Raw genomic sequence first — 23,092 nt, forward strand, 5'->3', positions numbered from 1 at the left:
ACTACATACAAAGAGTTCACAATTTGTTTTGGCGGGAGTAATAGATATTACCGCAACTTATTTTCATACAAAGCAAATTCACACATCCAAATATTCACCGGGAGAGTTTACATGAAGCTTGTCATCCACGGCAAAAATATTGAAATCACCGATGCAATTCGTGAATATGTACATCAAAAAATTGAAAAAGCAGTTAGTCACTTTCAGAGCATTACAAATGAAGTGGATGTGCATCTTAGCGTAGCCCGTAATCCCCGAATTAGTCCTAGACAAGCGGCTGAAGTAACTATTTATGCTAATGGTAACGTTATCCGTGCCGAAGAAAGCAGCGAAAGCCTATATGCCAGCATTGACTTAGTTGCAGATAAAATTGCTCGTCAACTGCGGAAATACAAAGAACGGCGTCAAGACCAGAAAACTCAAGCCCAACCAACAGAAGTAGTTGTTACAGAGTCGATAGTCACAGATTTAATTGGCGATCGCACCCCAGAATTACCCAACGAAGTGGTTCGCACCAAATATTTTTCCATGCCGCCGATGACCCTTGCAGAAGCCTTAGAACAACTGCAACTCGTGGGACACGACTTTTATATGTTTCACAATTCTGAAACTGGAGAGATTAATGTAATTTACGAACGTAACCACGGTGGTTATGGTGTGATCCATCCCCGCAATAGTAACGGTCATACTAACGGCAAGAATGGCAAGTCAACCCACACTAATATTGTCATGCCGGAAAAGTCGCACTCGAATAAAGTCTAATTAAAACGCAAAGGGGCGCAAGATTAACGCAAAAGTTCGCAGAGTATTCTTTGCATTAACCTTTGCGTTTAAAAACTTTTGGCGTTGCATAAATGCGGGATGAATTGGCGGTTGAAACCATTGAAAATCCGTGCCTAATTGGGCGAAATCATCCCCTAATTCAGCAACGCCAAACTTTTTACTTAGCCGCAAGCTGTTGCAAAGTTTTCAGTGCTTCCTCAACATGTCCTTTAAAGTTAAACATTGAGTCAAACACGTATTGCACAATTCCTTGTTCGTCAATGACGTAAGTAACGCGACCAGGGAATAAGCCAAAAGCCGCTGTTGCGCCATATAGCTTCCGTACTTGGTCGCCTTTGTCAGTTAACAGGGTAAAAGGTAGATTGTACTTTGCAGCAAATCGCTGATGAGATTCGCTGGAGTCAGCACTGACGCCGACAACTTCAGCACCAGCAGTTTTAAACACTTCATACTGATCGCGAAAGGCGCAGGATTCAGTCGTACACCCAGGTGTGTCGTCCTTGGGGTAAAAATATAGAACAACAGCTTTTTTGCCACGAAAATCTTGGAGGCTAACTGTTGAGCTGTTTTGGGCAGGTAGAGTGAAATTAGGAGCGGTATCTCCAACTTTGATTGGCATAGCGAGTGGTGGTAATTACTTAATAAAATTTTACCTTGTATCCAAGTCTATAAATTTTGCTTGATTACCTGGATCAAGCGGGGTAGCTTAGATACTCATCTAATATAAAATTCCGCCTATGCGCCTGACTTCATTGGATGTTTTTCGCGGCATTACCATTGCTGGAATGATTCTCGTCAATATGGCGGGAGTCGCAGATGATGTATATCCTCCCTTAGCCCACGCCGATTGGCACGGTTGCACACCAACTGACTTGGTATTCCCCTTCTTTCTCTTTATTGTCGGTGTGGCGATGACTTTCTCGCTGTCAAAGTACACCGAAGCTAATAGACCAACCTCAACTATTTACAGGCGCATTTTACGCCGTGCTGCCATTCTCTTTGCTTTGGGATTGCTACTAAATGGCTTTTGGAATCAAGGTGTTTGGACTTTTGATTTGAGTAGCATCCGGATTATGGGGGTGTTGCAGCGCATTAGCGTTACCTATCTGCTGGCTTCTTTAGCTGTTCTCAACCTCCCGCGTAAAGGTCAATGGATATTGGCAGCAGTGCTACTCATCGGCTACTGGCTAACGATGATGTATCTACCAGTGCCTGATTATGGTGCAGGAGTGCTGACGCGGGAAGGTAATTTCGGTGCTTATATTGACCGCCTGATTATTCCCAAAGCACATTTATATAAAGGTGATGGTTTCAACTTTATGGGAGATCCAGAGGGACTTTTCAGTACTATTCCTGCGATAGTAAGCGTCCTTGCTGGCTACTTTACTGGACAATGGATACGCAGCCAACCTGTACAGTCACGTACAAGTATCGGGTTAGGATTATTTGGAATTGCTTGTTTAATTATCGGTTGGGCGTGGGGGTGGACATTCCCCATCAACAAAAAGCTGTGGACAAGTTCCTATGTAGTTTTCACCAGTGGTTGGGCGTTACTTTTGCTAGCAGCTTGTTATGAACTTATCGAAGTACGGCTGAATCGTCGCTGGAGTAAACCTTTTGAAATTATGGGCTTAAATGCGATCGCTCTTTTCGTTCCATCCGTTTTGCTGATTAAAATCTTAGTGAAAACGACTATCGGCACAGGCAAAGACGCTCCTAGTACCTACAATTGGATTTACCATAATTTTTTCGCATCTTGGGCGGGAGTCCTAAATGGTTCCCTGTTGTTTGCCATAGTCACCGTGTTGTTGTGGTGGGCTGTTGGTGTTCTGATGTATCGACAACGTTGGTTTCTCAAAGTGTAATTATGATATCCGGCAAATCATCCGTAATATCTGATTGCGAGTGAAACGATGCAATTGCAAGGTTTTTTTTGGGCTTGCTTCCTTAAATAGGGGGAACACTGAGAACGATTGCAATGACAGTTATTTAATCTGACATGATATAATCTCTGCGTTTTTCTGTCAAACGCAAATATGCAAAGTTTGTATTTGCATAATATTTTTTTGCGCTTTCCGTAAAGTGTTAGCTAGGTGACAACAAATATTAACTAATCAATTTTTAACACTCAAGGAACAAAGATAATCGCAGCGTTATCTATACTCTTAATCAACTCATTTTCGTTCTTCTTAGGGAACTGCTCGAAGTTCTGATGTCTGACAACAAACTGCTTCTAAAATTCCGAATCAAGAAGCGTCTACAAACTTCTCTGTGTGTTGAAAATTCTTACTTATTCTAATTCACTAAATTAATCCATAAAAAAATTGTGAGGTAATGAATGCATCCCATGAAATTTTGGGTATTTTTGCCGATTACCCTGATATTCGGCTGCTCAAATCAAGTGTTTCAATCTAACCCATCTGTGACAAACTCTAACCCAGCAGTAGTTCAGCCAGCTAGTCCGACTTTATTAGCAAAGGCGAGTTATCTTTCACCACTGGAACAACAGGTAATTGTTGAAACAAATAAGGTACGAACAAATCCCAAAGCATACCTCCCGATTCTGGAAAACTATAGAAAGCGCTTCCAAGGTAACCGAGTCAAAATTTCTAATAATTTTTATTTACAGACTCAAGAAGGAGTCAAAGCAGTCGATGAGGCGATCGCATTTCTGAAATCAGCACGTCCTGTGGGAGCGTTGACTGCATCTAAGGGTATGTCTTTAGGAGCAAAAGACCATGTTAAAGACCAAGGCCCAAAAGGTGTTACAGGTCATGATGGTAGCGATGGTAGCAACCCCTTTACTCGCATCAACCGCTATGGTAGATGGCAAACAACCGCAGGCGAAAATATCAGTTATGGCCCAAACACTGCCCAAGATATCGTCATGCAGTTAATTATTGATGATGGTGTGAGCGATCGCGGTCATAGAAAAAATATTTTTAACGGCGCTTTTAAAGTGTCTGGCGTTGCTTATGGAACTCACAAATCATATAGAACAATCTGCGTAATTGACTACGCTGGAGGGTATAGGGAAAAATAATATGAGTGGGGAATAGCGAATGGAATTCGCGGCTACACAAACAAAAGCTTAAGAGAAAACAAGGGGATTTTGCCCCTTGTTTTAAACCGTGCAGCCGAGTAAAGCCTTGCTTAGTACAGCATTTCATTAATTCGTAGCGAATTAAATTTGGCAATGCCAATGCATCCCTCTGCAATGCCAACGTGTTCTTCTACAATGCCAATGCGTTCTTCTACAATGCCAATGCGTTCTTCTACAATGCCAATGCGTCCTTGGGCAATGCCAATGCATCCGTCTGCATTTAACGCTATTTTGTTGGTGTAGCCATATCGGTTTTGTCGATTCCGGACAAACATCCCCGATAAATCAAAGGGTAATTCACCGATGACTGGCAATTTGTCGGTGGTGATTTCTTTACAGATTGGAGCAAAATTGTGATCAAGATAGGGATTGACTGCTATTGTTACCATTGTCTTGATTTATGATAGTTACAGAAAAACGAGCTAGAGCCAATCATCTTAGAGAAGACGGTTGAAACAAGAATCCCGTAGCCTTAGTGCTCTTAAGTGTCAAATAATCTGGTAATGTGATGCATATGACTTTTGATGAGTGATAACATTGATCGCTATCTTCACCCAATCAATATAAGTCTGTTCTCTTCGGATCACCAACTCTAGCACGAGCCTTTGCATCACCTGCTCACGGTTGGCAGACTCATCAGCGAGTGATGGCAAATCGATAGTTTCACATTCAGCAAGCTTTTTGCTTCGAGCTGCCACTTCTTGCTCCAGTAGATGAATGATGGTTTCATTCGACAACTGATCTGCAAAATGTAACTGGACGAGCAAAGGTTCTCTTAAAGTCGGTAAGGGTTGATGAGTCCCAAGCCATCGGGCGAATTCGGCTTTCCCTGGCTCCGTCACACTGTAGACTTTTCGGTTGGGGCGATCGTGCTGAATCTCAATCTTACAGGTAATCCAGCCTTGCTCAACTAGCTTATCGAGAGTTCTGTAAATTTGTGCCTGGTCTGCTGGCCACAAATGGGCAATGCATTGATCAAAGCAGCTCGTTTTGAGGTCGTAGCCTGTCATTTCTTGCTGCTGAAGAAGACCTAGAATTACATATGCTAGGGACATGAAGACAGTTTTCCCATAATTGACATTTTCTCGATAGGTCCTACACTATGTACTTGTTATAAGTTTATGCTAATATATGATTAATCTAATATAAGATATAACGGCTATAAAAAGATATGTTGACTATAATGCTTCTTAGCAAGGAAACGAAATACATGAACTGAGGTTGAGCAGATGGCTAATGGTGCTGTTTGCACAAGACAGCGAGGAAGTGGCGATGTAGGTTGAGTGCCGCTCCCGTTAATGGAGCGTCTTCAAGAGAAGAGAAGGGAGAAGTTCTGATAAGAGCGGCAAGCCTCCTAGCAAGCGTCTACGCCACCATTAAATATGCTATTCATCGCTAGCGTATGACTCAACAAACCAGTTGTTCGCTACAGTCTATTTGTGATGAATCCCGACGCAGAAATTATTTAAGCCATTGAAGACTATCGTAACGAAAGGAAGGATAACATTGACTTCTAACACACTTTCACAAAGAATACGTCAACATCAATATCTGCGTGATTTACGAAACAAGTTACTCCACCTTCACAAAATGTTGCTGGAGACAGAACGCATTGCCTACGAACAGGTTAGTGGACGAGTATCAAGCGGAGAACTACTTCAACTTGTCATCGCTCATGAACAATTTGCTTGGCTACATCGCATTTCAGAGGTGGTCGTGCAAGTTGATGAAATGCTCGAAGCAGATGAACCGATAGCGCTGGACGATTTTGAAAAGTTGATTGCTGATGTCCGCACGCTGATTGTACCGTTAGAGACGGGCAATACATTCGAGAGAAAGTATTACAACGCTCTCCAGCGTGAACCTGGTGCTGTGTTGGCACATGCAGAAATATCAAGATTTCTCACGTCTAAGGTTTAAGGGTAACTTAGAGCGATTTTCAATAGCCATACAGCGAATTCTATCTGAATAGACCACAGTAAGTAGGGTGGGCATTGCAATGCCCACCCTACAATAACGAACTATTTGTTATAGTCTACGTAATTTAAAACTGCTCTAATACCTGACTTTTCAGACTTTTTACGTCAGGTGGAAAAGTCAGGTAGGTCGCTTAGTTGGTCACGAATTTATAAAATGTTCTACTAAGGCTTAATGATTAATTAGTAAGCACGGCTTATTCAACTATGCTCGTGAATAGCGAAGAATCTCGCCATATACTTCGCTCAGAATGATACTTAAAAGCGCTATTTACGCCTGGGTGGAGTATATTTTACTGGTTATGAAGGAGTTGCTTGCTGAAAAGCCTGGGCAATAGCATTGCGAGCAGATTTAGGTTGCAGGTTCTCATCGAAGGGAAGCGGACGCAAAAATTTCCAGAGATTTGGATTGTCTCTAAAGGTTTTTCTTGGCATCCAGTCGTGATGACGTATCCAGGTATGACGATCGGTAAGCCCCCATGTAATCACAGTATCAACTTTAGCGGCAAAGCACAGATCAAGATATCGCTTGTAACTGTCGGCTACCATCTGGTCTAGCTTTTTGATACTATCGGGTAGTGGGGTATCAATGATAATATCTAATTCTGTGATTATTGGTTTAACTTCAAGATCATTAAGCCGTTTTAAGACGGAATTAAATCCTTTCTCGTCAAAAGCATAGGCAGTAGAAAACCATAGATGCGACTGGATACCTGCCCCGTCAATTTTAACCCCATTATTTTTGAGATATTCGACCATTTTTAAGAAATGGTCTGATTTCCATGTAGCGCCTTCGATGCCGAAATCGTTTATGTAAAATTTCTTGCTGTTATCAACTGAAGCGGCAATTAAAAACAAGTCTCGAATCAATTCTGGTTTTACCCCTTTACGCAAACCGTAAGTAGCGTTGTCAGTTTCTTTTTCATTATCAGCAATAATTTCATTAGCAATATCCCAAGACTTTAAAACACGGCTATTACGATAATGCCCCATGACTCCGGTAACATGGCGTTCGATCATCTTAAGAGTGGGGGGGTAAGGAACCCAGTCTGGTTTTCCCATATGCCAGAAAAGGGTATGCCCGTGCAATTCCATATTATGCTTTTGGCAGAAATCAGCGATCGCATCTGCTGATTCAAAGGTAAATTTTCCTGGCTGTGTTTCAGTGGCGTCCCATTTTAATTCACCATTCGGTGTCGCAATCGAACATTCACGAGCAATTAGGTCAGCGTAACCCTTCTGTTTTTGCAAAAATTCACCAGAAATTGCTGTGCCATAACGCTTTCCTTTGGCAGCGGCTAATTGCCGAAGGGGAGTATTTGTATAATTTGCTATATCAGCATTCGTGCTATGGTCTTCTTTTTGCCTATCCTTTTGTAAAAACCCCATAGTCAATAAGGCAAAAAGGCTTGTGTATCCTGCTGTTGTTAAAAATTTTCTTCGATAATGCATAAATTGTACTTAATAAAAAACACAGATTATTAGATTACATAATAATTTTTGATACATTTTAAGGTTTAGTTATAATTTTCACAGTTATTGCACCCCAAAGAGCCAAAGCTACCGTTTATCTCCCCTTTACCTAAGCTTTCCTGCGGAACGCTGCACTAACGCTAACACAGAATTACAAGAATTTATCTTTTTTTCCTTAAGTATATATACGGTTATATTAAAGTTAATTTATATTATTATACTAAGTGACGATAAGTATTACATCTAGCGCAAAACTAGGTTAAGCTATAACGCATGTTTGATTTAAATCAATCAAGTATGCTTTGACATTTCAGTAATAAAAACTTTCAAATAATGTATAACTAGCGTTCGATATAAAGAAAGTTTAGTCATGCCTAAGATTGTTGACCATGAGCAATACCGTAAAGAGCTGCTTGACAAGTGCTTTGATTTATTTGCCCAAAAAGGCTATAGTTCCATCACTATGCGCCAAATTGCTGAAGGATTAGGGGTTTCTACTGGTACGTTGTATCACTATTTTCCTAGCAAACAAGCTCTATTTGAGCAATTGGTTCAAGAAATATGTGAGCAAGATTTAAGTGCAGCATTAGCTGAATTGGAAGGAGCGCAAACGCTGCAAGAGGGAATGGAAGCACTAGGAAGATATCTGGTGAAAAATGAAGATTACTTCATTAAATGGACTTATATTTGGGTTGATTTTTGTCAACATAAAGACTCTAAGAAAATGTTGCAAAATAGTGTTTTTAAGCGTACTAATAAACGGTATCAGCAGGCTGCTTGTGAATTTTTTGGTATTCAAGATGCGGTATTAGCTTCCTTTTTTTTGAGCTTTGTAAATGGTTTAATATTAGAGAAATTATGGGGTGATGAAACAATTGATTTTATTGAACAATGTGCGCTACTCGGCAAAATGCTGACGGCATATTTGCCGCAACATACGGCAGTATTCAGGAATAAAACAGCCTTTATATCAGGCTTGTAGAGCTAGATTATGTAGCTACTGCTTATTGGCAAAATGCTGTATGTATAATGTAATTATTTATCTATAAATAAATGAGAATTTTAAATTAGTTTTTAACACTGTTAGTTCATTTGATACAAACAAAATATTTTGTTTAGGAGAGCAAAAGAGATGTTAAAAAGCTGTCAATAAAAGCTTCAAAAAAAGGATTAATTATATTAGTAATTGCAGCTACTACTATTACAGTTGGAATTGTTGTTTATGGGATTTATCAGTTTGGGTTAGTTGGTCAAACTGATAAATCTGAGCCAGTAGAAACCACGCCCAAAAGTCAAAAAGTGGCTGCTTTAGGACGACTAGAACCGGAAGCAGAGGTAATTAGCTTGTTTGCGCCCTTAACATTGGATGGCGATCGCGTTGCCAAAATCTTAGTCAAAGAGGGCGATCGCGTTAAAGTTGGACAGGTGGTAGCAATTTTAGACGCCCGCGCTCGCTTACAAACTGCTGTAGTACAAGCCCAACAACAAGTCAGAGTTGCCCAAGCTAAACTTGCTCAAGTGCAAGCTGGAGCAAAAGTAGGAAAAATTAACGCCCAGCAGGCAAGTGTTGAACGCCTCGAAGCCCAGTCTCAAGGAGACAAAACAGCGCAACAGGAAGCGATATTCCGCATAGAGGCACAGTGGTCAGGAGACAAAATAGCGCAAGAGGCAACCATCAAGAAGCTAGAGGCAGAACTCAAAAATGCCGAAGCCGAATATCAACGTTATCAGCAGCTATATTCTCAAGGAGCAGTTTCTAATTCTTTGTATGACAGCAAGGGCTTGACTGTAGAAACTGCTAAACAGCAACTAGACGAAGCCAAAGCAGTTCTGAACCGGATTAATACCACTGCTAGCAAACAATTAGCTGAAACCAAAGCAGCACTCGCCCGCACTAATGCCACTGGGAACAAGCAAGTTAGTGAAGCCAAAGCCACGCTCACTAGTATTGCAGAAGTCCGACCTGTAGATGTAGCCGCAGCCAAGACAGAAGTTGAAAATGCGATCGCTATGCGGAAGTTACGATCTGCTGACCCGGCGGATGTTTTTTAATGTCAATAGTTAGGAGTGAGAATAGAGAGTTTTTTAATGCCCCAAGTAAGAATGTATTATATACAATTAATAACCTTTGCAATTGAATAAAATACAATATTTGATATTTCTGCATAAATCGAAGTCTTTTCATCTAAAATTATTTGTAAAATCCTATGTTGCAAAAATCTTTAACAGTAAATTCCAACTCAACGCTTTCTGTTTCAGAACCCGTGATTTATGTCAATAACCTCAACCACTACTTTGGTGAAGGGGCGCTTCGTAAACAAGTATTATTCAACATTAATTTGAAGATTAACGCTGGGGAAATCGTCATTATGACTGGCCCTTCCGGATCAGGGAAAACCACCCTGTTGACCCTAATGGGTGGACTGCGTTCTGCCCAAGAAGGTAGCCTCAAAATCTTAGGAGAGGAAATTTGTGGTGCGAAAAAGCAGCAATTAACGAAACTTCGCCGCCAAATTGGTTATATTTTCCAAGCTCATAACCTGATGACTTTTTTGATAGCAAGAGAAAATGTGCGAATGTCCCTAGAGTTGCATGACGATTTTCTGAATCAGGATATCAATGCCAAAGCGATCGCCATTTTGTCAACTGTCGGTTTAGCAGATCGTGTAGATTACTACCCAGAGAAACTATCTGGAGGGCAAAAACAACGGGTAGCGTTGGCGTAGCCCGCCGTAGGCATCGCTCGTGCTTTAGTCAGCCATCCTAAAATTGTCTTAGCAGATGAACCCACTGCTGCACTAGATAAAAAATCTGGGCGCGATGTTGTGGAAATAATGCAGAAGCTAGCTAAAGAACAAGGCTGTACAATTTTGCTAGTTACCCATGACAACCGCATCCTCGATATTGCCGATCGCATCATTTATATGAAAGATGGTCAGCTGAAGACTGATAGCACCGATTCTACTACAACAGCAAGTAATACCAATTCGTAATTCGTTAAACTTACTTACAGCAGTTTTTATTTAATTGAACCATATATATTGTAGGGGCACAGCAATGCTGTGCCCGTTATAGTCTATTTACCTGAAAATAGCTGTAATAATGGCTGCTGAGAGGTCATTTATAAAATAAAAGTAAAGATAAAGTCAAATTTAATAAGCAAAATACCTAATTGCTTTCTCAAAATGCCTGTTTGCTTTCTCATTTCGGTAGATTCAGCAAGTAAAAAGGCATATTACTTTCTCAAAATGCTTGAATGCTTTCTCATTTCAGTAGATTTAGCAAGCATTTCGGTAGATTCAGCAAGTAAAAAGGCATATTACTTTCTCAAAATGCTTGATTGCTTTCTCATTTCGGTAGATTCAGCAAGCAAAAAAGCATATTGCTTTCTTTAAATGCTTGATTACTTTCTCATTTGAGTAATTCACACATTCATTTTGGTGTATCGTTGAGCCGGAAGCTTGCGATGTCTGCCTTGAAAAGTTTGGAGCGGAGGTTTCCTCCGATCCAACTTTTCGCTACGACGGGCTACGCCTACGCCTTTGATTCATTCAGGAAAAATCGTTCAACGGCTTACTGTATTAATATAGTTTTATAAATTAGGTTTCTAGCTCTTGTTATGACAACTCAGTTTTCATGGGTTAAACAGTGGTATCCTATTATTCCTTTAAGCTACTTAGATATTTTGAATCCCACTCCTATCACTCTTCTGGGGAAAAAGCTGGTGATTTGGAGAGACAAAAATCAAAAGTGGATAGTAATGGATGATGTTTGTCCTCATAAGTTGGCGCGACTATCTATGGGAAGCATCACTGAAGATGGAAACTTAATGTGTAGACATCACGGTTGGTGTTTTAACGGTGAAGGGAAATGCACTAAAATTCCTATGTTGGCTGGTAGCCAAGCAGAAGTAACTGCTTGTGATAGTTTAAGGTCAAAAGTTACAACATATCCTACACAAGTGATTCAAGAATTGCTTTGGGTATGGCCAGATGATAGTTCAACAGCCTTTGAGGATTGTAACTCCAAGCAGCCAGCTATCATACCTGAGTCTGAACTAGATATATCTTCCACCTCCTGGCACATGACAGAAGTTCCTGTTGGTTATACTGTGTCTGTTGAAAGTACTTTTGATCCTTCTCATGCAGAATTTCTTCATGAAGGAATAGGTATTTTTTCACCTAAAACAGCTGTGCCTATGGAACATTTTGAATCTGTTGGAGAAATATCTGCTCAAGAAGGTTTTACTCTCAAACATCAAGGCTACAATTTCTTCAACAAAGATATGGAGGCGATGCGGAAGTTTACTCCACCCTCTTGTAATACTACGATATATCGTTACCCCAACGGCAAAACTAATATTTTTCAGTTGTATTTTGTTCCTACACAACCAGGTTACTGTAGGTACATTGGCAAGTTTATTTCTGATGGAAGTTTAGTTAAAAGAAATTTTTGGCTTGAGATTCTCCCAAAGGATTTACAAACTGGGTTACAGCACTTATCTACATACAAGCTAAGTGACCAAGATTTATCAGCTATGCATTCTCAGGAAGTGAATCAGTCATTGTTAGATACAAAATGGCAAAAGGCATACTTTATGCCTTCTCCGGCTGACGTGGGCATCATAACTTTCAGAAAATGGCTAGACGAATTTGCTGGAGGTAGTCCTTCATGGCAAGGGTGTGTAGAAGGCAGTTTTAAACAATTGAATAATGAACAACTATATGACCGATGGCATAGACATACAAAGCATTGTCCAAGTTGTCGTAATTCTCTGATTATTATAGAAAAGGTACAAAGATTTTCTAATATTTGCACTTTGATATTTGCACTCTTAACATTGGTTTTTATCTTGACAGGTATTCACCTAAGTTTGGTATTGATATCAACCATCATTGCAGTCTTGAGTTCTTTATTATCATATAAGTCGAACGATATTAAACAACTTTTTCTTAGTAGTATTCCCAATAAAGGTTTACCTTTGGTTAAACTTTATGGCAGCAATGCAAAAATCTATAAATAAAGAATCGCCTCAATTCATCAACCATATTGTTTCAAGTTTGCAGTCAATTGAAGAAATTACAGCGATCGCACTGGGTGGTTCACGGGCGCGGGGTAACCATACCCTAAAGTCAGATGTGGATTTGGGGATTTATTACAATCTAGAAAACCCGCCCGATTTAATTGCTTTAAATGGCCTCGCCTGTGAGCTTGATGATAAAGGCCGCGTAAATTTGATTACTGCGATTGGGGAATGGGGAAAGTGGATTAACGGCGGCGGTTGGCTTGTGGTAGAAGGTGTAGGTGTAGATTTTCTCTATCGCGATTTGGCGAAAGTCAATCGTGTCATTGATGATTGCCATAATGGACACATTAGTATTGATTATCAACCAGGACATCCTCATGGCTTTGTGTCCTCTATTTATATGGGGGAAATTGCTCTTTGTCAGGCACTTTACGACCCTGATGGTGTTTTAGAAGCTTTGAAGGCAAAAACAAAGCCTTATCCAGTTGGGCTAAAACAGGCAACTATTGATACTTTTGCCTGGGAAATAAGTTTCTCGCTGTTGGTTGCAAAAAAGGCGATTGCACGCGATGATGTTGTTTATGCAGCAGGTTGTTGTTTCCGCAGCGTGGCGTGTATTAATCAGGTTTTATTCGCGCTGAATGAAGATTACCTGTTGAATGAAAAGGGGGCGATGGCAGTCGCTAATAAATTTGCTATTTGCCCACAGGACTATCAACAACGGGTTGAGCAAGCGTTTGCACTTTTAGCTGCCGATGCAAAATCAATCACTGAGGCGATCGCGATTATTGAGGCGATTGAGGATGATTTGAGTCAATGGTATGGAAATCGGCGATTAGCGATGTAATTTTTATTGCCATCTGATTTAGTTGCTATGCGATTGGAAATGATGCTTGATCATCGGAAAAAGATTCCCGACCCCATACCCTACAAAAAAGAATAAATTGTCTTAAAGTCTTATAAAACAGAGACTTCAGTTATTGAGTACATTATTAATGCATATTAATAGATGCAGAATTGCGGATGAGATATTAATAGATGCAGTATTTGTTGAAAGTTAACTTACAGCTATTTTCAGGTAAATAGACCACGCTCTACGGGCACAGCATTGCTGTGCCCCTACGACAGATGTAGTTTAAATACATGAAAACTGCTGTAAGAGCTAAAAACCATCAATAAATTATCCTTTAAACACGGAATAAATCCTACCGATAATTCTTTAATGTATATAATCCACTCACTTTCTAGTTCTGGCTATTTCTGATTCTTATATTCACGTGTTCTGATAATGCAGCTTAGAGGCGGGGACAAAAATCATATTATGAACAAAACTTTTGCAACTATCGACGGGAATGAGGCTGTCGCCCGTGTTGCTTATAAATTAAATGAAGTGATTGCCATTTATCCCATCACTCCCTCTTCAGCGATGGGTGAATGGGCTGATGCTTGGTCAGCAGAAAGTCGTCCCAACCTCTGGGGTACTGTTCCCAGCGTCGTGCAAATGCAGAGCGAAGGTGGGGCTGCTGGTGCTGTGCATGGGGCATTGCAAACAGGTTCTCTGAGTACCACTTTCACGGCATCTCAGGGATTATTGTTGATGATCCCCAATTTCTACAAAATTGCTGGTGAGTTGACTAGCGCCGTAGTTCACGTTGCAGCCCGTTCTTTGGCTACTCATGCTTTATCAATTTTTGGTGATCATAGCGATGTGATGGCAGCTCGTGCTACTGGTTTTGCTTTGCTGTGTTCCGCTTCGGTGCAGGAAAGTCAAGATTTTGCTCTCATCGCCCATGCTGCTACCCTAGAGACGCGAGTCTCGTTTATGCACTTCTTTGACGGTTTCCGCACCTCGCATGAAGTGCAGAAGGTGAAACTGCTCTCAGATGACGATTTGCGATCGCTCATCCACGATCACCTCATACTCGCCCATCGTAGCCGTGCGCTTACCCCAGATCGTCCAGTCTTGCGGGGTACTGCCCAAAACCCCGATGTCTATTTCCAAGGACGTGAAGGCGCTAACCCTTACTACAATGCTTGTCCAGAAATTGTCCAGCGGATCATGGATCAATTTGGAGAATGCACGGGAAGGCATTACCAAATCTATGAATATTACGGCGCCAACGATGCTGATCGCGTTATCGTTCTTATGGGTTCAGGTTGTGAAACCGTCCATGAAACAGTAGATTATCTTAACGCCCGTGGTGAAAAACTTGGTGTAGTGAAAGTGCGACTTTACCGCCCCTTTGACGTCCAAAGGTTTGTTGCAGTATTGCCAACTAGTGTAAAAGCGATCGCAGTTCTCGACCGCACTAAAGAAGCAGGTAGCGCCGGGGAACCGTTGTATTTAGATGTGGTGGCTGCTATCCATGAGGCGTGGGAAGATAACAGGGCAGGGGGAGCAGGGGGAGCAGGGGAGGCAGGGGGAGAAAATACTTTCTTATCCCCTAAAATTATTGGTGGGCGTTACGGTCTTTCTTCTAAGGAATTTACTCCGGCGATGGTGAAGGGCATTTTTGACAATCTTGCCCAAGCTAAACCAAAAAATCACTTTACTATTGGGATTAATGACGACGTTAGTCATACTTCTTTGAGCTTTGACCCTAATTTCTCTACCGAATCGGATAACGTTGTTCGGGCAATGTTCTATGGATTAGGTGCTGATGGCACTGTTGGGGCTAACAAAAACTCCATCAAGATTATTGGTGAAGAAACCGACAATTACGCCCAAGGCTACTTTGTCTATGACTCCAAGAAATCTGGCTCGATGACTGTCTCTCACTTACGCTTCGGCAAAGAGCCAATTCGCTCCACCTACTTAATTGACCAAGCCAATTTTATTGGTTGCCATCATTGGGGATTTCTGGAACGCATAGATATTTTGAAAGCTGCTATTCCTGGGGCAACTTTGCTGCTTAACAGTCCTTATGATGCAGATATCGTTTGGGAAAATCTGCCGTTGAAGGTGCAGCAGCAAATTATCGATAAGCATTTGAAGTTATATATCATCAATGCTAGCCAGGTTGCCCGTGAAAGTGGCATGGGTGGAAGAATTAACACTATCATGCAGGTATGCTTCTTTGCCTTAGCGGGTGTCTTGCCACAAGAAGAAGCGATCACTAAAATCAAACAAGCGATTGACAAGACTTATGGTAAAAAAGGCGCAGAAGTTGTCCGCATGAACTTGCAAGCTGTAGACAACACCTTAGACAACTTGCATAAAGTACATGTACCACAGACAATCCAAAATCCTCACTCCTGTACAGACGCGATTAATCGCGTCTCTAATGCTCCCGAATTTGTCCGGGAAGTTCTGGGCAAAATCATGGTCTGGGAAGGTGATGACTTACCTGTTAGTACACTACCTGTTGATGGCACCTTTCCTGTAGGTACTGCCAAGTGGGAAAAACGTAACGTTGCCGAAGAGATACCTGTATGGGAGCCGGATGTCTGCATACAATGTGGTAAGTGCGTCATGGTTTGTCCGCACAGTGCCATCCGTGCAAAAGCTTATCAAGCGGATGAGTTAGTTAATGCACCAGAAACCTTCAAGTCAACTGGTGCAAAAGATAAAGACTTTGCCAATCAACAATTTACTATTCAAGTTGCCCCAGAAGATTGCACGGGATGCACGATTTGTGTAAATATTTGCCCTGCTAAAAATAAATCTGAGCCATCGCAAAAAGCGATTAATATGGCACAGCAGTTGCCATTGCAAGAGCAAGAACGGAAAAACTGGGATTTCTTTTTGAGTTTACCTAATCCTGACAGGCGATCGCTAAAATTAAACCAGATTCGCCAACAACAACTGCAAGAACCTTTATTTGAATTTTCTGGTGCTTGTGCAGGTTGTGGTGAAACACCTTATTTGAAATTATTAACACAATTGTTTGGCGATCGCGCTGTCATCGCCAATGCTACAGGTTGTTCCTCAATTTATGGTGGGAATCTCCCCACAACTCCTTGGACAACCAACGCCGAAGGACGCGGGCCAGCGTGGTCTAATAATTTATTTGAAGATAACGCCGAATTCGGTTATGGCTTCCGCCTTTCCCTCGACAAACAAGCTGAGATTGCGGCGGAATTGTTGCAAGAATTGGGGAGTGAAATAGATGAAAACCTTGTCTACTCAATCCTGAAAGCTGAACAAAAATCTGAAGCTGACATTTGGGAACAGCGCGAAAAGATAGAACTGTTGCAGCAGAAGTTAGATGAAATCGTAACTCTCGATCCTAATGTAAAATCTAAAATCCAAAATCTCAAATCCCTTGCAAACTACTTGGTGAGAAAAAGCGTCTGGATTGTTGGCGGTGACGGTTGGGCTTATGATATTGATTTTGGTGGTATCGATCATGTAATCGCTAGTGGTCGAAATGTCAACATCTTGATCATGGATACAGAAGTGTATTCTAATACAGGCGGTCAATCTTCCAAAGCCACGCCACGAGCAGCAGTTGCTAAATATGCTGCCAGTGGTAAGCCTGCACCTAAAAAAGACTTAGGAATGATTGCCATGACCTACGGAAATGTCTACGTAGCGAGTGTAGCTCTTGGTGCTAGAGATGAACATACCCTGAAAGCATTTTTGGAAGCAGAAGCTTATGATGGGCCATCAGTGATTATTGCTTACAGCCATTGCATCGCCCACGGCATTAATATGACCACAGGGATGAATCATCAGAAAACTCTGGTAGAATCAGGTCGTTGGTTGCTGTATCGGCATAATCCAGAGTTGCTCAACCAGGGTAAAAATCCATTGCAATTGGATATGCGATCGCCTAAGCAATCGGTAAAAGATTCGATGTATCAAGAAAATCGCTTCAAAATGCTCACCAAGAGCAAACCCGACGTAGCCAAGCACTTGTTAGAACAAGCGCAAGCTGAGGTAGATGCACGTTGGCAGATGTACCAATATCTCGCAAAGCGCGATGTTGATGACTAATGTCGTGATGTTGATGACAAACATCGTAATGTTGATGACTAACGTCGCGATGTTGATGACAAACATCGCAATGTTGATGACTAATGTCGCGATGTTGATGACTAATGTCGCGATGTTGATGACAAACATCGCGATGTTGATGATTAATGTCGCAATGTTGATGACAAACATCGCGATGTTGATGACTAACACTGTGGTTTAAGTTGTGTTGAACGCCATCCTTGAGCCAACAAAGGCACCTCACGTTTAAATTCTTCAGAATAACCTTTTGATTCATAGGAATCGATAAACTGACGACCACATTGAATATATACAGCGTATTGCAGGTAAATGAAGTACACGGGTAGGGGCACAGCCATGTTCCCTACGATAATCTGTACCTCACCTTGGCGTAGCCTCTCGTAGAGAAGTTGCAATCTGCTGTATGTAGTTTTGTTTACCACGTTGCCGACCATTTTTACGAAGGTGGGTTGATGCACATCTTGGACATTGCATAGCGACGCCCAAAATCTTACCCATTGCTCAGAGTCAGTCCATATTACTGCATTTGTCCAGCCGTCAATACTTGGGTTACGGTCACATCTAGCAGTGGAAAAGTCGCTGACTTAATAATGTCTGTTTCCTGAAATACAGTTTCTTCATATAGTCCATCTACCAGAGTCAGCAGGGTTATTCGGGCTTTTTGGGCATCAACAATCCAGTATTCAGAGATACCTCGTGCGGCGTACTCAGAGCGCTTATAGCGGTAGTCTCTATCCTCATTCACCTTTCCAGGAGAGACCACCTCAACCACTAATATTGGAGAAGGCATATCTGGAGTGATCGTCGCTCGTCCGCCTGCCATCGCTTCTAGTAACTCTTGTGTCAATATCATTAAATCAGGTAGCCGTACACGAGTCTGGTTGCCTATGACCACGAGTTCTGTATCTTTATGGCGAATGAGTTGAATCGGGGCAAACTTGAGAAACTGTGACAGTAGATAGAGAGAAATCAAGTTATTCTTATCGCTTTCCGGTGGCATTTCAACTAAATCTCCATCCACAAGTTCATAGCGAACATCTGTGGCATCATCATAGGCAAGATACTCGTCCAGAGTGAGTTTTTTGATTGCTCTGGCCATAAACTTTTTACTTCATCATCACTCTAAACATACATTTTACCTTTCTATTATGCGGCTAGCTTACTCCCAGTCAATATTTAGTCTATTTGTGGGTTACTAATTCCACTTTCAAGCTCTATAAAACTCAAAAGCCTTTCCTCAAACTCAGTCAAATACGGGCGCTTCAACTCTCCCGGGTGCTTCAATACAACTCAAAATCCTACCATCAAAGCAACATCTACACCGCGATCGCTTGATAACCTTTCTCCTGGTTGGGTAATTAAAACCAACAATTAAATTTATGTCTTACACTACCTCTAACATCTGGTTAAAAGTCTCCGAGCGTACACCACACAAGCGTTTAAAGTCTTCTAGCTTTAAGCTTTTCACTTGTTCGTAGGTCATTTGTGCTACCCAACTCTAACCTCATTTGTCCCATGCATTTGGAACTTTTGCAAGAGGTCTAATGATGTTAAATTTGTACCCTCTGAATGAGCCTCTTCAACCTATAGCGGGAGTATCATCTTTCATTAAGCGCTTACTATAAAGAACTAGGAAATCAAATTGCAGTATATCTGCCTTTAAAATTATGGACTGGAAGTACAGGTGGAAAAATGGCTATCGACCAAGCAGAGATGAAGCGGCAAAAAACTCTCATTTGTTAGATGAGAGTCAGTTCGATAACGAGCAAGACCGAAAGCTAGCTGAAGAATCTGCAAGGAAGCATTTGGGCATACCTATACCAACCTTAGACGAAGAACGCTCCATACTACCTCATGCACCTTCGCCTAATGAAAAAGCTTTATAACACCATTTTCAAAAATCTTTGCAACAAATAAATTGGCTGTAGGGTCGTACATCTGTACGCCCCTGATCATGTATCTGTAGCAGAGATTTTGTAAAATAGTATATAACGCTTGGGCATTTTGTGCCTATGTACGCTCCACACCATTATAAAGTTCAACAGAATGCAGATTTATCAACTTTTCAATCGATTAAACAATAGAAAATTTACTAACTTACTCACTCAAACAGTAGCTTTAGGCGTAAGTACTATTGTTCTGCTCTTAAGTACTAATGCTAATGCTGCCGAGCAAGTTGTTTTAAAATATGGTACTTTTCAGGGGCAAATATCTGTTAAAGAATTAAGTCAGTTTACAGAAACTGGCAAGACTACCTCGACGTTAACAGCTTATTTGCAAGCGGCCCAACAAGACCCCGCATTAGCTCGTAAGGCACTGAAAGCCCCAATCAAAGCCGATCCTGCCTTTTTAAATAGCTTACTGTCTAGCTGGGCTGGGCCCATTTTGGTAGACCAAATTGGTGAGGTAGTTCACCCTCCCGCAGGACAACTAAATCAGCAAGCCCTGCGAAGCGCTTTAAGTGCTTCTATTAAACAAAATGGTGAAGTTACACTGCTTGGAGCCATTCAGAATTATCCAAATACTTCTGTTGAACTTGAAGGAGATCGTCTGATCTCAGTTTATGAACGCCTAAGCAATCTTGCAGAACTCTTATGAGGGTTACTTAGAGACAATACAGTTATCATTAGATGATTGATTTGGTGCATCACATCAATAATCAGAAATTTTAATCATGAGCAGGATTAAGTTAATACTGATGAGTCTATCTTAGGGTTCATACCCTGTAACTTATAAATTCCCTAATCTAAATGTAGAGTTGAGTCTAAGCATAGGGAAAAAATTTGTATGACAACTGACGTTTCTAGAGATATTAACAAGGATGTTAATGGGTCGCTGATAACTGGTGTTCTGCTGACTGTTTTGGGGGTTGTTGCGATCGCACTGCCTAGTATCTCGACTATATTCGCCGAGACTTGGGTTGCAGTGATTTTGATTTCTGCGGGATTTACAAAACTAGTTTACGCCACTCAAACCCGCCAGCGAGGAGGTTTTATTTGGAAACTTTTATTGGGCGGACTCTATATTGCAACGGGCGTGATGTTGTTTGTTTATCCTTTTACAGGTGTTCTCACATTAACTCTGTTGCTTGGTACCTTTTTGCTAACTGAAGGCACATTTGAGTTAATTCTGGCATTCCAGTTACGTCCGCAACAAAACTGGACGTGGATACTAAGTGATGGTATTATTACGCTGGTCTTAGGCGCAATGATTTGGTTCCAGTGGCCCTTTGATGCGCCCTGGCTGCTAGGTATACTAGTCGGTGTCAGCATTCTTTTCACTGGCATTTCACGTGTGATGCTGGCGTTGAATGCGCGTTCTACTTTGAATCCTTCTGACCAAACTGCAAAAGGCACTTAGTAGATGGGGCATGGGGAAAAGCAATTACCAAAACCCAATGCCCAAAGTCCCATACCCAAACTTCAATAGTCAAAGTTTATTGAAAGCGGCGAGAAACTCCATCTTGCAAGTGGCGTGGAGTTTTTCATAAGTACATTGCAGCAGCGATGCCTACGGCTGGCTACGCCTACGCCAACAAAATTGCTAAATTAACTAAGGAAATCAAAATCAAGGCCATCTAGCTGCAATCAACAATGGTATCTACTGCTATTCCCTTCTCGGATATTCAAAACCATTGGGCACGCTCATTTATTACAGCCTTAGCCCAACGTGGTATTGTTAGTGGGTTGCCTAATGGCACGTATCGCCCCGATAACTCACTCACCCGCGCTGAATTTGCCGCCATCATTGCCAACGCATTTGGGAAAGTTTCCAAGAAACGGCAGTATGTCCCCTTTGTTGATGTACCTATTAATTATTGGGCAGCAGCTGCCATTCAAGCAGCTTACGAAAAAGCATTTCTTAGCGGGTTTCCTGATAAAAGTTTCCGTTCCGCTAACCGAATTACTAGAGTAGAAGTCTTAGTTTCTTTGGTAGGAGGCTTAGAAATTGCCACCAAGGTAAAACCTGACCTTCTCTCAGCACTCCCAGAAATTTATCAAGATTCTGTTCAGATTCCTGAGTATGGTAGAAATCACATAGCTATTGCCACCAGCGCTGGATTGGTGGTTAGTTTCCCAAATGTGAAATTACTCAATCCCAATCTCGCAACCACCCGTGCAGATGTGGCAGTGATTATTTATCAAGCTTTGGTGTATTTAGGTGAAGCAGAAAAAATTGCTTCTAGTTACCTAGTGCAGCCGCCAATACCGATACCAATACCTACACCGATACCAACGCCGACACCTACACCCACACCAACGCCAATACCAATACCTACACCCACACCTGTCGGTAGTGTAAGGGTAAATCATAGCCGGGAATTCCGGGGAGCGTGGGTAGTATCTGTGTGGAATGGTGATTGGCCTTCCAAAGCGGGACTTTCTGTTGCTCAACAAAAAGCCGAACTTAGCGAGATTATTAGTAAATTACAAGCGTTAAACTTCAATGCCCTTATGTTTCAGGTGCGACCGGAGGGAGACGCCTTATATGAATCCAAATTAGAGCCTTGGAGTGCTTGGATTACGGGAACTCAGGGTCAAGCACCAGAACCATTTTATGATCCTTTAGCGTTTGCGATCGCAGAATGTCACAAGCGCAATATTGAACTTCATGCTTGGTTTAACCCCTACCGCGCTAGCACTTCCACCGACCCAGCCAAAACTGTCCGTCCCCACATAGCAGTTACCAATCCAGAAAGCGTTTATTTGTGGAAAACTCAACGCTGGATGGACCCAGGACTGAAAGTAGTTCAAGACAGAGCTTACAACGTAATTATCGACGTAGTGAAGCGCTACGATGTTGATGGCATTCACTTAGATGATTATTTCTATCCATATCCTATCGAGGGACAGTCTTTCCCTGATAACAAAACTTATGCTGCATATAAAGCAGCTGGTGGTACACTCAACCTTGGCGACTGGCGACGGGACAATGTTAACAAAATGGTACAGCGCCTCTGGGAGGGAATTAAAACAACCAAACCCGACGTTAAATTTGGTATTAGTCCCTTTGGGATTTATCGCCCCGGACAACCCGCTGGTATTACTGGGTTGGATGCTTACAACGTGCTGTATGCTGACTCGAAGAAATGGTTAGAACAAGGGTGGATTGATTATATTGCGCCTCAACTTTATTGGCGCACAGATCAACCACAACAAAGTTATTCAGCGTTGCTAAAGTGGTGGACACAGGTAAATACAAAGCAAAGACACGTTTACGCTGGTAATAATTTGACAGAACCAAGCAACAAGAGTCGGGAGAGTGATGAGATTGAAAAGCAGGTGAAAATTAGTCGTAGCCAAGCTGGACAGTTGTCACTGGGGAATATCTTCTTTAATCTCGCTGTTTTGACGGAAAATAGTCAGGGCATTGCTGATAAATTCCAAAGTCTGCTTTATAATAAACCTGCGCTCCCGCCAACTTTGTCTTGGCAAGATACAACACCACCCCCTCCACCTATTGGACTACAAGTCAATAACCGCAAACTGAGTTGGCAGCCTGGTGATAATCAGCCAGTTCGTTCTTGGACACTTTATCGGCAAACTGGCGATACTTGGACAATTCAGCGAATTTTGTCTGCTGGCACAACCTTCGCTACCGTCCAACAAGCGGGAACTTATGCTGTATGTGCAGTGGATAGATTAGCGAATGAGAGTGTGGGAACAGTTATTACAGTGAGTTGAACCAAACCTGGATTTCTCACAAGCCATAAAAAATCATATTTATCGACTTCTCACCTACAAATATGCAGCCAGTTTGTAGCGTCCAGC

Annotated in this window: 19 protein-coding genes and 3 pseudogenes; 15 read left to right on the forward strand and 7 right to left on the reverse strand. The window is 41.7% G+C overall.

Annotated elements, in window-relative coordinates; translation table 11 throughout:
- Positions 1-111 precede the first annotated feature (111 nt).
- A complete protein-coding gene (gene hpf, locus V7L29_RS05945) occupies positions 112-762 on the forward strand; it encodes a ribosome hibernation-promoting factor, HPF/YfiA family (protein ID WP_334692368.1) in 651 nt (216 codons plus the stop codon).
- A 178-nt stretch (positions 763-940) separates the two neighbouring features.
- Here the strand turns inward: hpf and V7L29_RS05950 are convergent, their stop codons facing one another.
- The gene (locus V7L29_RS05950) at positions 941-1,402 is read right to left on the reverse strand and encodes a peroxiredoxin (RefSeq protein WP_334734843.1); all 462 of its coding nucleotides are present in this window, start codon (positions 1,400-1,402) and stop codon (positions 941-943) included.
- Positions 1,403-1,520: 118 nt separating this feature from the next.
- Here V7L29_RS05950 and V7L29_RS05955 point away from each other — a divergent pair, with 118 nt between their 5' ends.
- A complete protein-coding gene (locus V7L29_RS05955) occupies positions 1,521-2,648 on the forward strand; it encodes an acyltransferase family protein (protein ID WP_334734844.1) in 1,128 nt (375 codons plus the stop codon).
- Between the two features lie 473 nt (positions 2,649-3,121).
- A complete protein-coding gene (locus V7L29_RS05960; protein ID WP_334734845.1) occupies positions 3,122-3,826 on the forward strand; it encodes a CAP domain-containing protein in 705 nt (234 codons plus the stop codon).
- Between the two features lie 311 nt (positions 3,827-4,137).
- Here V7L29_RS05960 and V7L29_RS35425 read toward each other — a convergent pair.
- Positions 4,138-4,275: pseudogene (locus V7L29_RS35425) on the reverse strand (carotenoid oxygenase family protein); the annotation flags it as partial.
- Positions 4,276-4,374: 99 nt separating this feature from the next.
- The gene (locus V7L29_RS05970) at positions 4,375-4,941 is read right to left on the reverse strand and encodes a PadR family transcriptional regulator (protein WP_334692364.1); all 567 of its coding nucleotides are present in this window, start codon (positions 4,939-4,941) and stop codon (positions 4,375-4,377) included.
- 451 nt (positions 4,942-5,392) lie between these two features.
- Here V7L29_RS05970 and V7L29_RS05975 point away from each other — a divergent pair, with 451 nt between their 5' ends.
- On the forward strand, positions 5,393-5,806 hold the full coding sequence (locus V7L29_RS05975) for a hypothetical protein (protein WP_334692363.1): 414 nt from the start codon (positions 5,393-5,395) through the stop codon (positions 5,804-5,806).
- Between the two features lie 356 nt (positions 5,807-6,162).
- Here V7L29_RS05975 and V7L29_RS05980 read toward each other — a convergent pair whose 3' ends face one another.
- Positions 6,163-7,251: an endo-1,4-beta-xylanase gene (locus tag V7L29_RS05980; protein ID WP_334734846.1), complete on the reverse strand. Its 1,089-nt coding sequence runs from the start codon at positions 7,249-7,251 to the stop codon at positions 6,163-6,165.
- A 454-nt stretch (positions 7,252-7,705) separates the two neighbouring features.
- Here V7L29_RS05980 and V7L29_RS05985 point away from each other — a divergent pair, with 454 nt between their 5' ends.
- The 7 genes and pseudogenes from V7L29_RS05985 to V7L29_RS06015 all read left to right on the forward strand — a co-directional run bounded on the left by V7L29_RS05985 (position 7,706) and on the right by V7L29_RS06015 (position 17,502).
- The gene (locus V7L29_RS05985; RefSeq protein ID WP_334734847.1) at positions 7,706-8,317 is read left to right on the forward strand and encodes a TetR/AcrR family transcriptional regulator; all 612 of its coding nucleotides are present in this window, start codon (positions 7,706-7,708) and stop codon (positions 8,315-8,317) included.
- 161 nt (positions 8,318-8,478) lie between these two features.
- Positions 8,479-9,369: pseudogene (locus V7L29_RS05990) on the forward strand (HlyD family secretion protein); the annotation flags it as partial.
- 173 nt (positions 9,370-9,542) lie between these two features.
- Positions 9,543-10,328: pseudogene (locus V7L29_RS05995) on the forward strand (DevA family ABC transporter ATP-binding protein).
- A gap of 626 nt (positions 10,329-10,954) precedes the next feature.
- Entirely contained in the window at positions 10,955-12,358 is a 1,404-nt protein-coding gene (locus V7L29_RS06000; protein WP_334734848.1) for an aromatic ring-hydroxylating dioxygenase subunit alpha, read from the forward strand.
- Positions 12,339-13,208: a nucleotidyltransferase family protein gene (locus tag V7L29_RS06005; RefSeq protein WP_334734849.1), complete on the forward strand. Its 870-nt coding sequence runs from the start codon at positions 12,339-12,341 to the stop codon at positions 13,206-13,208. Before V7L29_RS06000 ends, V7L29_RS06005 begins: the two co-directional genes overlap by 20 nt.
- A 474-nt stretch (positions 13,209-13,682) precedes the next feature.
- Positions 13,683-17,300, forward strand: a complete 3,618-nt coding sequence (nifJ, locus tag V7L29_RS06010; RefSeq protein ID WP_334734850.1) for a pyruvate:ferredoxin (flavodoxin) oxidoreductase — start codon at positions 13,683-13,685, stop codon at positions 17,298-17,300.
- Between the two features lie 13 nt (positions 17,301-17,313).
- Positions 17,314-17,502 carry a hypothetical protein gene (locus V7L29_RS06015; RefSeq protein ID WP_334734851.1) on the forward strand — a complete coding sequence of 63 codons (189 nt, stop codon included), beginning with the start codon at positions 17,314-17,316 and terminating at the stop codon, positions 17,500-17,502.
- Here V7L29_RS06015 and V7L29_RS35430 read toward each other — a convergent pair.
- Genes V7L29_RS35430 through V7L29_RS06025 form a run of 3 tightly spaced genes read right to left on the reverse strand, consistent with a single transcriptional unit; the run spans position 17,486 to position 18,420 of the window.
- Positions 17,486-17,659 (reverse strand): hypothetical protein, encoded by a 174-nt coding sequence (locus V7L29_RS35430; protein ID WP_442944140.1) that lies wholly within the window; start codon positions 17,657-17,659, stop codon positions 17,486-17,488. The genes V7L29_RS06015 and V7L29_RS35430 overlap by 17 nt on opposite strands.
- A gap of 22 nt (positions 17,660-17,681) precedes the next feature.
- On the reverse strand, positions 17,682-17,819 hold the full coding sequence (locus V7L29_RS35435) for an IS1/IS1595 family N-terminal zinc-binding domain-containing protein (RefSeq protein ID WP_442944141.1): 138 nt from the start codon (positions 17,817-17,819) through the stop codon (positions 17,682-17,684).
- A 19-nt stretch (positions 17,820-17,838) separates the two neighbouring features.
- The gene (locus V7L29_RS06025) at positions 17,839-18,420 is read right to left on the reverse strand and encodes a Uma2 family endonuclease (RefSeq protein ID WP_334734853.1); all 582 of its coding nucleotides are present in this window, start codon (positions 18,418-18,420) and stop codon (positions 17,839-17,841) included.
- A gap of 568 nt (positions 18,421-18,988) precedes the next feature.
- On the opposite strand from V7L29_RS06025, the gene V7L29_RS06030 reads away from it, so the two are divergent.
- The 4 genes from V7L29_RS06030 (at position 18,989) to V7L29_RS06045 (ending at position 23,005) form a co-directional block, all read left to right on the forward strand.
- Positions 18,989-19,207 (forward strand): bromodomain-containing protein, encoded by a 219-nt coding sequence (locus V7L29_RS06030; protein WP_334692355.1) that lies wholly within the window; start codon positions 18,989-18,991, stop codon positions 19,205-19,207.
- Positions 19,208-19,367: 160 nt separating this feature from the next.
- Positions 19,368-19,919 (forward strand): alpha/beta hydrolase, encoded by a 552-nt coding sequence (locus tag V7L29_RS06035; RefSeq protein WP_334692354.1) that lies wholly within the window; start codon positions 19,368-19,370, stop codon positions 19,917-19,919.
- Positions 19,920-20,108: 189 nt separating this feature from the next.
- Entirely contained in the window at positions 20,109-20,681 is a 573-nt protein-coding gene (locus V7L29_RS06040; protein ID WP_334692353.1) for an HdeD family acid-resistance protein, read from the forward strand.
- A 233-nt stretch (positions 20,682-20,914) separates the two neighbouring features.
- Positions 20,915-23,005: a glycoside hydrolase family 10 protein gene (locus V7L29_RS06045; RefSeq protein ID WP_334734854.1), complete on the forward strand. Its 2,091-nt coding sequence runs from the start codon at positions 20,915-20,917 to the stop codon at positions 23,003-23,005.
- The last annotated feature ends 87 nt before the right edge of the window (positions 23,006-23,092 follow it).

Source organism: Nostoc sp. (assembly GCF_036916575.1).
Classification (GTDB): Bacteria; Cyanobacteriota; Cyanobacteriia; order Cyanobacteriales; family Nostocaceae; genus Nostoc.